Annotated in this window: 15 protein-coding genes; 8 read left to right on the top strand and 7 right to left on the bottom strand. The window is 68.0% G+C overall.

Annotated features, from left to right (window positions below; all coding sequences use genetic code 11):
- Positions 1–375: 375 nt before the first annotated feature.
- From ACSQ2G_RS13510 to ACSQ2G_RS13500, 3 genes are all read right to left on the bottom strand, one after another.
- Positions 376–1,350, bottom strand: coding sequence for a FecR family protein (locus ACSQ2G_RS13510; protein WP_436031605.1), 975 nt, complete (start codon positions 1,348–1,350; stop codon positions 376–378).
- Complete coding sequence (locus ACSQ2G_RS13505) at positions 1,319–1,900, bottom strand: RNA polymerase sigma factor (protein ID WP_436031603.1); 582 nt, start codon at positions 1,898–1,900, stop codon at positions 1,319–1,321. Before ACSQ2G_RS13505 ends, ACSQ2G_RS13510 begins: the two co-directional genes overlap by 32 nt.
- Positions 1,901–2,120: 220 nt before the next feature.
- Positions 2,121–2,852, bottom strand: a complete 732-nt coding sequence (locus ACSQ2G_RS13500; RefSeq protein ID WP_436031602.1) for an AraC family transcriptional regulator — start codon at positions 2,850–2,852, stop codon at positions 2,121–2,123.
- A 140-nt stretch (positions 2,853–2,992) separates the two neighbouring features.
- Between ACSQ2G_RS13500 and ACSQ2G_RS13495 the strand changes: the two genes are divergently transcribed.
- The 6 genes from ACSQ2G_RS13495 to ACSQ2G_RS13470 all read left to right on the top strand — a co-directional run bounded on the left by ACSQ2G_RS13495 (position 2,993) and on the right by ACSQ2G_RS13470 (position 11,680).
- Positions 2,993–4,837 (top strand): aspartyl protease family protein, encoded by a 1,845-nt coding sequence (locus tag ACSQ2G_RS13495; protein ID WP_436031601.1) that lies wholly within the window; start codon positions 2,993–2,995, stop codon positions 4,835–4,837.
- Positions 4,838–4,993: 156 nt separating this feature from the next.
- Positions 4,994–7,252 (top strand): TonB-dependent receptor, encoded by a 2,259-nt coding sequence (locus ACSQ2G_RS13490; RefSeq protein WP_436031599.1) that lies wholly within the window; start codon positions 4,994–4,996, stop codon positions 7,250–7,252.
- Positions 7,249–8,433 (top strand): MFS transporter, encoded by a 1,185-nt coding sequence (locus tag ACSQ2G_RS13485; protein ID WP_436031597.1) that lies wholly within the window; start codon positions 7,249–7,251, stop codon positions 8,431–8,433. Before ACSQ2G_RS13490 ends, ACSQ2G_RS13485 begins: the two co-directional genes overlap by 4 nt.
- 67 nt (positions 8,434–8,500) lie before the next feature.
- Positions 8,501–9,202, top strand: coding sequence for a TetR/AcrR family transcriptional regulator (locus tag ACSQ2G_RS13480; protein ID WP_436031596.1), 702 nt, complete (start codon positions 8,501–8,503; stop codon positions 9,200–9,202).
- Between the two features lie 40 nt (positions 9,203–9,242).
- Positions 9,243–10,517, top strand: a complete 1,275-nt coding sequence (locus ACSQ2G_RS13475; protein ID WP_436031594.1) for a D-arabinono-1,4-lactone oxidase — start codon at positions 9,243–9,245, stop codon at positions 10,515–10,517.
- Positions 10,518–10,528: 11 nt separating this feature from the next.
- Positions 10,529–11,680 carry a DSD1 family PLP-dependent enzyme gene (locus ACSQ2G_RS13470; protein WP_436031592.1) on the top strand — a complete coding sequence of 384 codons (1,152 nt, stop codon included), beginning with the start codon at positions 10,529–10,531 and terminating at the stop codon, positions 11,678–11,680.
- On the opposite strand, the gene ACSQ2G_RS13465 is transcribed toward ACSQ2G_RS13470, so the two are convergent.
- Positions 11,677–12,300, bottom strand: coding sequence for a flavin reductase family protein (locus tag ACSQ2G_RS13465; protein ID WP_436031591.1), 624 nt, complete (start codon positions 12,298–12,300; stop codon positions 11,677–11,679). The genes ACSQ2G_RS13470 and ACSQ2G_RS13465 overlap by 4 nt on opposite strands.
- A gap of 107 nt (positions 12,301–12,407) precedes the next feature.
- Positions 12,408–13,097 carry a sigma-70 family RNA polymerase sigma factor gene (locus ACSQ2G_RS13460; protein ID WP_436031590.1) on the bottom strand — a complete coding sequence of 230 codons (690 nt, stop codon included), beginning with the start codon at positions 13,095–13,097 and terminating at the stop codon, positions 12,408–12,410.
- A 323-nt stretch (positions 13,098–13,420) separates the two neighbouring features.
- Between ACSQ2G_RS13460 and ACSQ2G_RS13455 the strand changes: the two genes are divergently transcribed.
- Positions 13,421–14,089: a response regulator gene (locus ACSQ2G_RS13455; RefSeq protein WP_436031588.1), complete on the top strand. Its 669-nt coding sequence runs from the start codon at positions 13,421–13,423 to the stop codon at positions 14,087–14,089.
- Between the two features lie 234 nt (positions 14,090–14,323).
- Here the strand turns inward: ACSQ2G_RS13455 and ACSQ2G_RS13450 are convergent, their stop codons facing one another.
- Positions 14,324–14,650: a hypothetical protein gene (locus tag ACSQ2G_RS13450; protein WP_436031587.1), complete on the bottom strand. Its 327-nt coding sequence runs from the start codon at positions 14,648–14,650 to the stop codon at positions 14,324–14,326.
- 458 nt (positions 14,651–15,108) lie between these two features.
- Positions 15,109–15,333, bottom strand: a complete 225-nt coding sequence (locus ACSQ2G_RS13445) for a Tn3 family transposase (protein WP_436031585.1) — start codon at positions 15,331–15,333, stop codon at positions 15,109–15,111.
- Between ACSQ2G_RS13445 and ACSQ2G_RS13440 the strand changes: the two genes are divergently transcribed.
- Entirely contained in the window at positions 15,313–15,585 is a 273-nt protein-coding gene (locus tag ACSQ2G_RS13440) for a recombinase family protein (RefSeq protein ID WP_436031583.1), read from the top strand. The two genes, ACSQ2G_RS13445 and ACSQ2G_RS13440, sit on opposite strands and share 21 nt — an antisense overlap.
- Positions 15,586–15,608 lie beyond the last annotated feature (23 nt).

Here is a 15,608-nt window from a genome sequence, read left to right as displayed (position 1 = left end):
ACAATCCCCCATCGTCCCGAGGCGCGCCACACGCGGCCTCCTGACAGGACGAGGGACGGAGCGCCGATTTCCGGTGGGCGCTTGCGCGATTGGTCCGATCACGGCCCAACACGCCCGCTTTCGCGCCAGCTTCGACGTCGGGCGCCCGTTTCTCATGCGGATCGGCGGGCCCATTTGGAGCAAACGAATCCCTCCCCTTCGACACCTGTTTCCCTGGAACGATCATCAACATCTCCGCTTAAACACGGAGAGTAATAGAGCGATCAGAGCAAGCTATACTGAGTCAGTATGCGTGATCTGGAAGTCAGATTTACTCATATCGTAAAAACGAATGAGAACTATTTATGAATTTCATGAGCGCTTTGAAGAAAAACCTCAGGAAACGTGAGCGCGACCAATTCTGATCGTGCGTTCGTCATCGCTAACGGCCGCTCCCAGCGTCGCGGCGACCGCGGCCGCGAAGCTTTCGGGTTCGTTGGTCTGGAAAAGGCCGACGAAGCGCTCGCGCGCCAGGACAGGATCCTCGATGACGATCTGGCGGCTATTGTAGCGGTTGAACAGCCGCGCGGCTTGTTCGAGGTTTTCGCCGTCCAACGCGATCTCGCCGTTGCGCCAGGCCAGGCTGCGCTCGATCTCGGAAGGCGACTCCGCCACTCGAGGCGAGGCGGCGCTGGCCAGGAGGATGCGGCTGCCTGCCGTCAGCCGCCGCCGAGACCCCGGATCGCCCTCGACCCAGGTCTCGACCACGCCTTCGGTGACCATCACGTCGACGCCGGCGCCGCCTTGGTCGGCGCGGCGCACCGAAAAGGCCGTGCCTACGGCGCGAACCCGGACGGGCCCGGCCGCCACGACGAACGGGCGGTCGGGATCCTTAGCGACCTGGAACCAGGCTTCACCTTCCTGCAGGACGATCCGGCGCGACCTGGGCTTCATCGCCACGTCCAGCGCGGTCTTGGTGTTGATCGCCACCAGCGAGCCGTCGGCGAGCGGCACCCGGCGGATCTCGCCCAGGCGGGTGTCCAGTCGCTGGGGCCGCGCGGCCCACAGGCCCAGTCCGCCGACCAGCGCGGCGGCCACCGCCCCGCCCGTTCCGGCGATCAGGGCGCGACGGCTGGGTCGTTGGGCGACCGTGACCTCGACCGGCGGCGGGGCCCCGGCCAGGGCCCGGCCGCGGTCCAGGAAGCTGATCGCCGCCTGGGCGCGCAGCAGCGCCCCGGCCCGGCGCGTGTCGCCGTCCAGCCAGGCCCGCAGGTCGGGGTCGCGCTCCACATCCAGGCCGCGCGCGTCGACGCGAGCCGCCCAGTCGGCCGCCTCGTCGTCAATCTCGCTTGCGGACCGGATGGAGCTCATGAGCCTCGCCGACTGCCGGATGATCTCGTGCTTCCGCTTCGGATAAGGCGCGCAGGATTAAACGCAAGCCCCGCGCCGACTGCATCTCCACGACGTTTTCGGTCACGCCCAGGCGCGCGGCGGTTTCCCTCTGCGACAGGCCGTGGATCCGGCGAAGGGTGAAGATGTGTCGACACCGCTCAGGCAATCCTTCGATCAACGTCCGCACCCGCCCCAGTTCGCGACGGCTCGCGACCACGCGTTCCGGAGAAGGCTCATCATCTACGACGTTCAGGGCGTCGATTTCCGTGACGCAGTCGATGCGAATGATGCGGGCGCGGCGAATTTTCTCGATGGCGATGTTGCGCGCGGTCCGGAAGAAGTAGGCGCGGCCGCTGGCGATGTGGGCGACGCTGTCCAGGGCGGCCAGGCGGCAATAGGTCTCCTGGACCACATCGTCGATGTCGGCGGGCGCGCTCCCCGAACGGCGCAGCCAAGCCCTGACGTCGGCCTCGTGCGGAAGGATCCGGCCGCCGACGAAGGCGACGATCTCGGCGCGACTCTGTTTCAACGGCCCCCTCGACGATGACGATCCAGATTGAACTCAAGGTCGGACCACCTGGCGAGCGCGGCAATAGGTCATCGAGGCCTTCGCCTCGGCGTCGGGCTCGGCGCCGTCGCATGGAGCAGAACCTCGGTCCGGCGCCTCCGGCGCGCCATCGTGGAGGGCTCCGCATCAGGGGACATGGGCGGCCGGCAGGGGCGAGCTGAGCTCCGGCGCTTGGGGAGTTTCAGACGGTCACCTGCTCGCCGTGGCCGCCGACCGACCTTACTCCACGAGGACAAGGGTCCATCACTCCACGAGGACAAGGGTCCATCGCCATCCGCCGCAGTTGGCGGGGAGTCGATCCGGTCATCCGCAGGATCGCGCGCGTCATGTGGGCTTGGTCGGCGAAGCCGCAATCGTCGGCGACCTGGGCCAGGCTGAGCGTCAGATCGTCCAGCCCGGCCAAGGCCCGATGCGTCCGGGCCGTGGCGCGAAAGGCGGCGGCCGTCACGCCGAACTGCTGCTGGAAGCCGCGCGAGACGCTGCCGGGGTGGAGCCCCTTCGCCTCGGCCCACAGGCTGATCGACAGGTCCGGATCGGCCAGCAGCCGCCGCGCCAGGACCTCCGGCCAATCTTCGGAGCCAGACGCCGCCATGGTCGGCTCGAACCCTTCGGCCAGGGCCTGCGCTGCCGCAAAGGCGTCGACCGCCGTCAGTCGCGCCACCAAGTCAGGATCGGCGACCCGTCCCCGCGCCGTCGCGCCTAGGCCGGACGGTAGGGGCAACACCAGAACCTGGGCGCCGCGTCGGCCGATCTCGTCCAGGTGGCTTTCGAAAGCCTGGTGGAGAATGACGTCGCCAGCCGCCACCCGATGCCGGCCGGTGTCGCCAGCCTCGACATAGCCGCCCGACAGCACAACGGCCGCGAAGCCGTTGTCGTGGCGATGGCGGGCAAGCCGCTCGCCGGGCGAATGCACCAGTCGCCCAGGCCCTACGGCGCGGATGGAAGAAGATGGGACGGGCAGCGGGAGAACTCGGAACAGTATGTGAATTCGGTTCAAGACCGGCTTTCGACCGCGATGATAGGCGGAGGACCTTCATCGCGCAAAGGCCGTCCATGTTCCTGCCCCTGCTCCTATCCTCCACCGCGATTCCGGCGATCTGCGCCGCCGAGACGCCCCCGGCCGCCGTATTCGCCGCCAACCGGCGCGCCGTGCTGGACAGCGCGACGGGCGAGACCGCCGGGACCCTGGTGGTGCGACGCGCCTATGCGGGACAGGGCCTGACCGGTGAGTTCGAGACGACGAGCGATTTGGCCAAGGGCCTGTTCCTGGAGCGCCATCAACTGAGCCCGACCGGCGACGCCAACGCTTTCGACGGCAAGACGGCCTGGATGCAGGACCCGTCCGGCGCGGTCACCCCCCAGGCCGGCGGCGACCGCCCCGCCGTGGCCGTGAACCAGGCCTTTCGCAACGCCGACCTGTGGTGGCGCGCCGACGCCGGCGGGGCCCGCATCGACGCCCTGGGCGTCGACCCGGATGGCCGACGGCTGAAGGTGACGCCGCGCGGGGGCAAGCCCTTCGAGGCCTGGTTCGACTGCGCCACCGCCCATCTCACCCGCGTGCGCGAGACCCAGGGCTTCATGACCTTCGACTTCCGCTACGCCGACTATGTCCCGCAGGCCGGCCGCGCCCTGCCGAAGATCGTCACGATAGACGACGGCGGCGGCGAGGCCAGCCTCCAGACCCTGGCCCTGATCTCGGCGGTGCGAGCGCCCGCCCGCCCGGCAAGCGCCTATACCCTGCCCAAGGGGGCGCCACGGGACTGGACCCTGCCGGCCGCGGGCAGGATCACCGCGCCGTTCCGGCTGGCCAACAACCACATCTTCGTCGACGTCACGGTGGACGGCAAAGGTCCCTTCCCTTTCCTGGTGGACACCGGGGGGCATGGCATCCTCACCTCGCCGACCGTGGCCGCCCTCGATCTGGAGTCGCAGGGGGCCATGACCTCCGGCGGAGCGGGCGAGACGCGGGCGACCAGCGGTTATGTGCAGGTGAGCCGCCTGGATCTCGCCGGCATGACCATGCGTGACCAGACCATGCTGAAGCTCGACTTCAGCCCCAAGCCCGTCGAGGGTTTCCAGGTCGGCGGCATGCTCGGTTTCGAAATGTTCCGCCGCTTCGTCACCGTCGTCGATTACGAGCGCAATGAACTGACCCTGATCGACCCGGCGCGGTTCACCGCGGCCGACCGCGCCAAGGCCGGCGTGGCCGTGCCGTTCGTGTTCTACGACCACATGCCGCAGGTGACCGGGCGGCTGGACGGCCTGGCCGCGCGCCACAACATCGACACCGGCTCACGCAGCGAGGTGACCCTGGCCCGGCCGTTCGTCGAGCGCACGAAGCTGCGCCAGGCCCATCCCGAAGGCGTGACGGCCGTGGACGGCTGGGGCGTGGGCGGGCCCGCGCGATCCTATGTGATCCGCGCCAAGTCGCTGAGCCTGGGCGCGGTCACGATCGATGCGCCGGTGGCCGGTCTGGCGACCCAGGGCAAGGGCGTGTTCAGCGACGAGAACTTCGACGGCAACATCGGCAGCGGCCTTCTGAAGCGCTTCGTGGTCACCTTCGACTACGATCATCAGGTCATGTACCTGCGCCGCATCGCGACGCCGCCGGCCGATGCGGGAAGCTTCGATCGCTGCGGATGCTGGTTGAACCTTGGCGACGACGGCTTCGAGATCAAGGACATTGCCCCTGGCGGCCCGGCCGAGGCGGCAGGCCTGAAGGTCGGTGACGTGGTGACGGCGATCGACGGCGCGCCGGCCAGCGGCATGCGGCTCACCGACGCCCGTGCGGCCATGCGCATCGCGCCGACGGACCACCCGATCCGCATCGGCTATCGCCGGGACGGTGCGGCGGCGGAGGTTTCGCTGACGCCGCGAGATCAGATTCCTCGGCGGTAGCCGGGACGCCCGCTCGAGGTGGCCGCGGGTCGAGTTCGAACCGTCGCGGCGCCCGCTCCGCCCCGGCTTCACGACCGAACGGCGCTCCATGAACGCTGCTTGCCATAACGGTAGTTCCAACTACTATATCCCCATAAACAGGAACGGGGGTATGGAATGCGAAAGCTCCAGGTGCTCGCGGGCGTCGCCGGCGCGGCGATGATGGCGGCGGCGGGACAGGCCGCCGCGCAGGAGGCCACCGCGCTCGACGAGATCGTCGTCACAGCCCAGAAGCGCGCGGAAAACCTCCAGGACGTGCCGGTCTCGGTCACAGCCCTGACCGCCGACCAGCTCAAGGACCAGCGGGTGGGCGACGTGCTGGCCTTGTCGGGCCTGTCGCCGGGCCTGCAGATCAAGACCGACGACAACGCCGCCAACCCGCGCATCTTCATCCGGGGCATCGGGGTCAACGACTTCAACCCCAGCACGGCCAGCGCGGTCGGAGTCTATGTCGACGGGGTCTATGTCGCGTCCCCCCTGGCCCAGATGTCCGGCTTCTACGACCTGCAGCAGGTCGAGGTGCTGCGCGGGCCGCAGGGCACGCTCTATGGCCGCAACACCACCGGCGGGGCGATCAACGTCACCACCAAAAAGCCCAGCGCCACGCCCGAAGGCGACCTAGCTGTCGACTACGGCCGGTTCAATTCGCTCAACGTCCAGGGCGGCTTCGGCGGCCCGATCGCCGACACCCTGGCCTTCCGCATCGCCGGCCTCTACGACAAGAGCGACGGCTATACACTCAACCGCCTGACCGGGAACAAGGGCAACGACGCCAACCGCAAGGCCGTGCGCGGGGCCCTGCGCTGGACACCCGACAACAAGCTGACCGTCGACGTCTCGGCCAGCTACAGCAAGTCCAGCGGCGGCTCGATCCTGACCTACAACCGCTCGCTGGTGGCCCAGACGGCCGAGGCGGCCAGCACGGCCGATCCCGATCCCACCTACAAGTACGTCTTCTGCAAGCCGGCCTACTACACCTCCGGCCAGTGCACGAACATCCTCGGCTACGCCAACACCAGCACCAACAAGTACCAGGGCGACTACCGCTTCGAGGGCAAGGACATCGTCAAGCTGTTCGGGGCGACCAGCGCCATCAGCTACGACTTCGGCAGGGTGACGCTGTACTCGATCACCGGCTACCAGCGGGCCAAACGCGACGACTACGAAGAGACCGACGCCAACCCGATCTCGATCTTCGACGCCCGCTACATCGCCCAGCAGGACACCACCAGCCAGGAGTTCCGCCTGCAGTCGAACGGCGCCACGGCCCTGCGCTGGGTCGCCGGCCTCTACGCCGCCCGCGACAACCTGGACAACGACAGCCATTACAACGTGCTGGAGGCGCTGCGCGTCCCCGATCCGGTCAACAACCCCACGGGCATGGATCCGGCCAACAGCGTCGGCGTGTTCGGCTGGCCCCTGCACCAGAAAACCACCAGCTACGCCGCCTTCGGCCAGGTGGACTATGACCTGACCCCGAAGCTGACCCTGACGGGCGGCCTGCGCTGGTCGCAGGACAAGAAGACCTTCCATTACGTCAGCGACGTCGATTACGGCCTGCTGACCCTGTTCGACTACGACAACCAGAAGACCTTCAGCTCGATCTCGGGCCGCGTCGGCCTGCGCTATGCGGTCAGCGACGACGCCAACGTCTACGCCACCTACAATCGCGGCACCAAGAGCGGCGGATTCTTCAGCGGCCAGACGACCGATCCGGACGACCTGGGCCCTTACCGGGACGAGACCGTCAACGCCTACGAGGTGGGCGCCAAGAGCGAGTTCCTGGACCGCCGCCTGCGGGTCAACGTCTCGGCCTTCTACTATGATTACAAGGACCTGCAGGTCTATACGGTGATCCAGCGCAACGGCCTGCCGGTGCAGCTGTTCACCAACGCCTCCAAGGCTCGGGTCTATGGCGGCGAGGCCGAGATCGAGGCGCGGCCGATGACCGGCCTGTCCCTGACCCTGGGCGCCTCGCTGCTCAGCGCCGAGTACAAGGACTTCCAGTCGCTGGGCGAGGACTATTCGGGCAACACCCTGCCCTCGGCGCCGAAGACCAGCCTGAACGGCGCGGCGCGTTACGAGCACCCGGTGGGCGCTGGCAAGCTGATCAGCCAGTTGGACTTCACCTATCGCGGCAAGGTCTATTACGACACGGCCAATACCGAGCGGCTCAGCGACAAGGCCCGGGCCTATGTCAACGGCCAGGTCGGCTGGGCCTTCGCCGACGGGCGCTACGAACTGGGCGTGTGGGGCAAGAACCTGGCCGACACCACCAACATCTCCGACATCACCCCGATCGCCGCCTTCGGCTTCGACGTATTCAGCATGGGGCCGCCGCGGACCTACGGACTCTATTTCCGGGCCAAGTATTGAGCGCGGCCGAGAGCCCGGCCGTCGCGCCGCCGCCCGTCGCGGGCGTCTGGATCGGCGCGCCGCCCAGCCAGGTCCAGCGCCTGGCGGTGTTCTGGATCGGCCTGGTCGGGGTGCTGTTTCCCGGGGTTGGGCCGCTGCTGCTGGGCGGGCTGGAGGGCGCCGGCCGCCTGACCGCCAACCAGCTGGGCCTGGCCGGAATGGGAGAGCTGGTGGCCATGGGCGTCGGAGCGGCGGTCCTCGGTCCGCTGTTCGGCGATCGCCGGCTGCGGCTGGCGGCCGTCAGCTGCGGCCTGGCCCTGGCGGCGCTGGACCTGGCCACCACCCGCGCCTCGGGCGACCTCCTGATCGGGGTCCGCGCCCTGGCGGGTCTTCCGGCCGGCGTGATGATCTGGCTGATCACCGGCATGATCGTCCGCGCGCCGCGTCCCGAACGCTGGGCGGGCCTCTACCTGACCATCCAGACCCTGCTGCAGCTGGGCGTGGTCAGCGCCATCGGCGCCTTCGTCGTCGGATCGTTCGGGCCGGACGGGGGTTTCGTGGTGCTGGCCGCCCTGACGGTCTCCGCCGTCGTCGCCAGCCTGGCCATACCCGCCGCCTACGCGCCCCTGGTCGAGACCGAGGACAACCCCAAGGGCCTGCCGAGCGCGCGGGGCTGGATCGCCCTGGCCGCCGTCTTCTGTTTCCAGGCCTTCATCCTGGCGTTGTGGATCTATGCCGAGCCCCTGTCGCGCCAGGCGGGACATCCGGCCAGCGTGGCCAGCGCCGCCTTCGCGGTATCGCTGGCCGCCCAGGTGGCCGGCGGCGCGGCGGCCACGGCCCTGGCCGGGCGGCTGTCGTGGTTCTGGTCGCTGGCGGTCGCCGTGGCCTTGGCCATCGGCGCCCTGTTCGTGATGGCCGCCCTGCCCGCGGCCCCGGTGTTCCTGGTCGCCGCCGGGGTGTTCGGCTTCGTCTGGCTGTTCGCGTCGCCCTATCTGACGCCGCTGGCCATCGAGGCCGATCCCAGCCGTCGGGCTGCCCTGCTGGGGCCGGGCGCCAGCCTGCTGGGCTGCGGCGCGGGACCGCTGCTGGCCTCTTTCGTGGTCACCGGCGCCGATGTGCGGCCGGCGGCGTGGCTGGCCGTCGGCCTGGCCCTGGTCACCCTGGTGATCATCGCCTTCCTGCACCTGACAAGGTCGCGCTAAGGCAGCGAAGCGATTGGTTTTTTCCTCAAAACGCTCTAGTTCGGAACGGACTTGAAGGAGAGACCGCATGCCGAAGGCGACGGCCCGGAAGACCGCCAGCCCCGACATCGCGCTGGACGCCAAGCTGCAGCCGACCCAGGCCCGCGGACAGGATACCTACGAGATCGTGCTGGCCACGGCTGGCGAGATGCTGGGCGAGATCGGCTTCGAACAGCTGACCACCAACGCCATCTGCAAGCGCGCCGGCCTGACCCCGCCGGCCCTCTACCGCTACTTTCCCAACAAGTACGCGATCCTCAAGGAACTGGGCGACCGGCTGATGAAGGCCCAGGACGACATGGTCTTCGCCTGGATCGAGAGTGGCGGGCTGGAAGGTGACACCGCCGCCCAGCGCATCGACAAGAACGTCGCCATGCTGACCGAGATGATCGAGATGACCCGGCGCTTCCCGGGCGGGGCGGCGATCGGCCGAGCCTTGCGCGCGGTGCCCATGCTGCAGCAGCTGCGCTTCGCCTCGCGCGACATGGTGGCCGGCCAGTTCGCCGAGATCCTCAAGACGCGTTACCCGGCCGCGCCCGACGGCCGGGTCCGTCTGGCCATGCGGATGATGGTCGAGCTGACCTATTCGGCGACCGAGATGGCCGTCGAGGAGCCAGACCAGGACGCCCTGGCCCTCAGTCGCGAGGTTTGCCTGCTGTTCGAGCGCTATTTCGACACCTTCGGCGATCCGTCGCTGGTTCCGTGGAACGACGCCTTGCAAGAACAGTAGTTTTTACTATCATACCTGCATCGCAGACGGAGAGATGCGGATGACGGGGTGGAGCAACTGGTCGGGCAGCGTCGCGGCCTCCCCTCGCCTGGTCGCCCGGCCGCGCGACGCCGGCGAGCTGACGTCGCTGATCGGCCAGGCCGGCAAGGTCCGCGTGGTCGGGGCCGGCCACTCGTTCATGCCGCTGTGCCAGACCGACGACCTGCTGCTGAGCCTGTCCGACTACGAAGGCGGGATCGAGGTCGCGCCCGACCGCAAGACCGTCTGGGCTCCGGCCGGCTGGAGCCTCAAGGCGCTGACGGCGGCCCTGTGGGACCAGGGCCTGTCGCTGATCAATCAGGGTGACATCAACCCGCAGTCCCTGGCGGGGGCCATCTCGACCGGCACCCACGGAACGGGCGCGGAGCTGGGCAGCCTGTCGACGCAAGCCTGCGGCTTTCGACTGATGACCGCCGACGGCGCGATCGTCGAATGCGGTCCCGACCAGAACCCCGAACTCTACCAGGCCCAGCGCCTGTCCCTGGGCCTGCTGGGCGTCGCCGTCGAGATCCGGATCCGCGTCGTTCCCGCCTATCACCTGGAGGAACGGGTCGAGCGCCGCCCCCTGGCCGAGGTCGCCGAACGGCTGGACGAGCTGGCCGCCGCCACCCGCCATATGGAGTTCTTCGTCTTTCCCTATTCGGACGAGGTGATCTTCAAGACCCTGCATCCCGTCGAGGTCGAGGCGACCGCCCCGCCGGCCCGGGAGATCGGCGAGGACAGCGAGGCGACCTTCAAGACCATCTGCGACATCTGCGCCGCCGTTCCGATACTGACCCCGTCGCTGCAGCGCCTGATGATGCGGATGATGGGCAAGGCCAGCCGTCGCGCCGGCCCGGCCTACGCGATCTTCCCGTCGGAGCGGAATATCCGCTTCGAGGAGATGGAATACGAGCTGCCGCGAGCCGCCGGCCTGCCCACCCTGAAGGCGGCCATGGCCCATATCCGCAAGCGTCGCCTACCGATCACCTTTCCGTTCGAGTTCCGGCTGGCGGCCGGCGACGACATCTGGATGAGCCCGTTCAACGCCGGTCCCGGCACCTCGATCTCGTTCCACCAGTACGCCAGGATGCCCTGGCGACCGGCCTTCGCCGAGATGGAGGCGGTGTTGCGCGACGGCGCGGGCCGTCCGCACTGGGCCAAGCGCCACACCCTGACCACGGCCGACGTCCACCGGCTCTATCCGCGCGCCGGCGATTTCGTCGCCGCCTGCAAGACCTGGGATTCGGCCGGCAAGTTCGCCAACACCCACCTGACCCAGCTCTTCGGCCTCTGACGGGAACCGCCATGACCGACCAAGACCTGCATGCCGGCCTGATCGGCGCCCAAGGCTCGCGCCGCGACCTCAACACGCCGGTGCTGGTGATCGACCGCCCGGCCCTGGAGCGCAACATCGCCCGGATGGCGGCGTTCGCAACCAGCAAGGGCGTCAAGTTGCGGCCCCACGCCAAGACCCACAAGAGCGTCGACATCGCCAAGCTGCAGATCGCCGCCGGGGCCGTGGGCCTGTGCTGCGCCAAGATCGGCGAGGCCGAGGTCCTGGCCGACGGCGGGGTGACGATGGGCCTGCTGATCACCTCGCCGGTCGTCTCGGCCCCGGCCGTCGCCCGACTGGTCGCCCTGAACGGCAGGACCACCGACCTGATGGCCGTCGTCGACCATCCGGCCAATGTCGTCGCCCTGAGCGCCGCCGCCGACGCGGCGGGCAAGGCGCTGCAGGTGGTCATCGACCTGGATCCGGGCATCCACCGCACCGGCGTCGCCTCGCCCGAGGCGGCGGTCGCCCTGATGCAGGCGATAAAGGCTCAGCCGGGGCTGATCTATGCCGGCCTGCAGTGCTACTGCGGCATGCAGCAACACATCGAGGGCTTCGCCGACCGCAAGGCCAACCTGGAGGACCGCGGCGCCTATATCCGCTCGGTGATCGACGCCCTGACCGCGGCCGGCGGCCCGCCGCCGATCGTCTCGGGCTCGGGCACCGGCTCGCACCGGATCGACGCCGAGCTGGGGATCTTCACCGAGTTCCAGGTCGGCTCCTACGTGTTCATGGATGGCCAGTACCTGGTCTGCGACATCGCCGGCGACGGGGCGGAACACAGCCCCTACGAGGCCGCCCTGCTGATCGACGCCCGGGTGGTCAGCGCCAACACGCCGGGCATGGTCACGGTCGACGCCGGCTTCAAGGCGCTGTCAACCGACGCCGATCCGCCCACGGTGCTGGGCGGGGCGCCGGACGGGTCGCGCTACTTCTTCATGGGCGACGAGCACGGCGCGATCCTGCCGCCGCCCGGAACCACGCCGCCGGGCCTCGGCGAGCGGGTGATCCTGGGCGCGCCGCACTGCGACCCTACGGTGAACCTCTACGACACTTACCACGTGGTGGACGGCGACACCCTGGTGGCGCTGTGGCCGGTGTCGGCGCGGGGGCGCTCGCGCTAGGCGATCTCGGGCCGGAACATCTGGAACTTCCCCGCCTCGTCGATCCCGAAATAGTCGCCCGCCCCGCCGCCCCGCAGGATGGGTTCGGCGGCCACGGTGTCGTAGACCCCGTCGACCAGCAGCGCTCGATCGATATGGACCATCACCACCTCGCCCAGGGTCAGCCAGGCGTCCACCGGCGCGCCCTCGGCGTCGCTGAGCCGCACGATCTGGGTCAGGCGGCATTCGAAGGCCACGGGACTTTCGGCGACACGCGGCGCGGCGACCCGCTGCGAGGGCGCCGCCGTGAGGCCGGCCAGGGCGAACTCGTCGACATGGTCGGGAACCATCGCCGAGGTGGCGTTCACCGCCTGGGCCAGGGGCCGCGTCGCCAGGTTCCAGACGAACTGCCCGGTCTCCTGGATGTTGCGCACCGAATCCTTCCAGCCCGTGCTGGAAAAGCCGATGATCGGCGGCTTGTAGTTGAAGGCGTTGAAGAAGCTGTAGGGTGCGAGATTGGGCACGCCGGCCGCGCTTATCGTCGAGATCCAGCCGATCGGCCGGGGCGCGACGATGGCGTTCAGCGGATCGTGCCTCAGCCCATGGCCGGCCCTGGGCTCGTAGGAATGGATCGCGTTCATCGGGCCCTCGCCTAGTCGGCCCCGTCTTAGGGCGACGCGGCGCCCTCCGCCAGCGGCCTGATGTTCACAGCCGTGGGCCGCAACGAGCGCGCGAGCGGTTTCGGGCGCTAGCCGGCTCGCGCCTCGGCCAGGGTCGACAGCTCGGTCATGATCAGATGGGCCGCCAGCGAGGCGGGTTCGGCGTCGCTGTCCACCTCGCCATGCTCCAGCAGCGACGCCAGCTTGGCCCGCGCGCGACAGACGCGGCTCTTCATCGTGCCTTCGGGCACGTCGCACATCCTGGCCGCCTCCCGATGGGAGAAGCCGCCCGCCCCGATCAGGATCATCGCCTCGCGTTGCTCGTCGCTCAGGGTGTTGAGCGCGTTGCGCAGGTCGTTGAGGAGTAGAGACTGGACCTGGCCGCCGCCGACGGTGGGGGTCTGGGCCTCGTTGGCGAGATCCAGCGGCGCCTCCCGCCACAGGCGGCGGCGCTGCGAATAGAAGTGGTTGCGCGCGATTTTCAGCAACCAGCCCTTGAGGTTGGTGCCCAGCGCGAACTGCGCCCGATAGCGCCAGGCCTTGAGCAAGGTGTCCTGCGCCAGGTCGTCGCCCATCGTCGCGTCTCCGCACAGGCCGCGCGCGAAGGACCGAAGCACCGGGATGCTGGCCACGACCTGCCGCCTGAACTCGTCCTCGTCGTGCATCGCCGAAGGGGCCGACGAGGCCGCGAAGCTGCGCGCCTCGTCCGCCAGCAGGACGCCCGCGCCGTCCCACCGAGCGGAAGTCTCGAGAAGTTGCTCGTTCGGGCCGATGTTCATGGGAACTCCGAAAGTCAGGCGTAAGGCGCCGTCCGGACCTTCCGCTCGGCACGCGGCCGCCTCAATCGGGTGAAACCCTCGCCGTACGGATAGTGGTTCAGTTTAGCGTCACCTAAGCGTCGGCTCCGGGGAAGTTCGGGGGCGTCGGGGGGCCGCCGTCGGCCGCCGCGTCGTGATTTCGCCTCATCGCGCGCAGGTGTTGAGCCGGACAACTGGAAGTTCGAACATGAGGTATCTCTCAGCTCCGCGCGGAAAATTCAGCAAGCGTTCCGTTCAAAAACGGACAATCATGGCGCACACCATCCTCGGAGCGAGAATCGAAGATGCCCTTGCCTAGCGCCCCGACCATTCTGCTCGCCGACGATCATTCGATCGTACGCGCAGGACTTCGCGAGGCGCTTGAATCACAGCCGGGCTGGACCATTTGCGGCGAAGCCTCCAACGGCCGGGACGCGATCCGTCTGGCCAAAGAGCTGGTTCCGGACGTGATGATCCTGGACATCAGCATGCCCGACGTCAGTGGCGTCATCGTCGCCCGCGACGTCCGCAAACTGAAGACTCATACCGAACTGTTGATCTTCACGATGCACGACAGCGAGCAGCTGGTACGAGAAGTGTTCAGCGCCGGAGCCAGGGGCTTCGTTTTGAAATCGGCCTCGACCGATCACATCATCGCCGCCGTCGCCTCGCTATTGAACCACAAGCCCTATTTCTGCCCGGGCATCACCGACGCGGTGCTGCGCGGCTATCTTTCGCCGGGCCCTCACGGGCTGGGCGAGATGATCGAAGGGGCCGAGACCCTGACCACGCGCGAGCTTCTGATCGTCCAACTTCTGGCCGAATCCCGCAGCAACAAGGTCATCGCCTCGATGCTCGACATCAGCGTCAAGACCGTCGAGAGCCATCGCGGCAACATCATGCGAAAGCTCGGCGCCCATTCACTGGCCGACATCGTGCGGTACGCCATCCGCAACAAGCTGATCGAAGCCTAGGGCCCGCTGAAGGCGGCAGGGAGAGCCGACCCGACACATGCGTCGGGACATGAGGGCCGGCTCTCGGCCCGCGACCACGGGCGCGCTCTTGGGGGTTGAGCGAACCGCGGCTTGCCAAGGGAAATCGGGGGTGACGCCTTGACGAGCGAGCTGGGCCAGACTGAGGCCGCGGTGACCCGAGCGCTATCAGGTCAAACCCTAGGTCGGCGCGAGAAAACCCTTACGACCGCCCCCTTAGGCCAGGTGGACCGAACTCTTGACGAGGTCGGAGGCGGCCTGCTTTTGACGAGCGCGCTCGATGGCGTCGTCCAACAATTTCAGGAACTCTGTCTGCATCTGTATCGACTCGACGTCCGTCGCCCTGACCCCATCCAAGGTCGATTGCCGGATTTCCTCGAGTTGTTCGAGCGACAGCGCCGCGCAGAGGCGGAGGCTGAGGAACTGAAGGGCGGCTACTCGGATCTCAAGATTTGTCATCGGCATGTCGCTACGAAAACAAGGCGCGAGCGGATAGGAACGGTAAGGGGTGTCGAATATCGGCGACAGGCCAACCATAGCCATCGAGTGCAAGCGTCGCCATGACGGACTCCCCGCAGGCGAATCCCACGGCGACACGAGACTAGAACGGACGAAACGCTGTTTGGCTCGCGTCAATTGTTAACTAATGCAAATCAGCGGCTGGAAAGATAAGGACCAGCCGACCATTCGCGAAATTTTGCCGGACCTCGACCAAAAAGCGTTCGTGTACTCAAAAATTATCCCGCTACGCGTGGGACGCGCAGCCGGCACGATACCATCGGGTTCAAGGCCGTCCATTCTTATCCGAGCGTGTGGTCCCTTCGGAAATCCGGCAAATCCCTTCTCTGGCCTGGGAAAGAGACCCACGCGGCCAGGCGTGGTTCGGCTTTGAGGGAACCGCGGGGCGGCCATGATCCGCAAGCGCTCTTCTGGACGCGGGGTCGATCTGCGCGCCATGATCGCCGCCTAGCCCAGATAGGGCTCACCTCAAGGTTTGTGCGCTAAAAGGCGCCTAAAAGTACAAACCAGGAACATCGGCCAGCGGCGCGGTAAAGCCTGTCGGTCTGATCGTTGAGAGGTCTAAATCCACTGCCGCTCGCGGCGTCGGCCCAGAGATAGTCGCCCGTCAGGCCGACGTGGGCCCAGCTCATCGGCGATAGGTGTGTCAGAAGCTCGTCCGGCGCGGCCGCTCCCCTCTCCCGCAGATGCTCGACGGCGCGCTGCATGGCAGGTTGATGCTGACGGTGCTAGGCGGCCTGGCCGAGTTCGAACGCGAACTCATCCGGTCCCGCACCAGCGACGGCCGCACTCGGGCCAAAGCCCGCGGCGTGAAGCTCGGCCGCCGTCCAATTCTGACCGTCGCTCAAAGGTCGTTCGTGGCCCAGCAACGGGCCAGCGGTGAAAGTGCCCGCCACTTGGCGCGGGTCTTGGGGGTCAGCAAGGCGACGATCGGGCGCATCCCACCAGCCGAGGCATGACCAGGCGTCGGCCAACCTGACCG

The organism is Caulobacter sp. LjRoot300, assembly GCF_964253875.1.
Classification (GTDB): Bacteria; Pseudomonadota; Alphaproteobacteria; order Caulobacterales; family Caulobacteraceae; genus Caulobacter.
The sequence above is the reverse complement of the archived record's forward strand: the minus strand, read 5'-3'. Positions and strand labels throughout refer to the sequence as shown.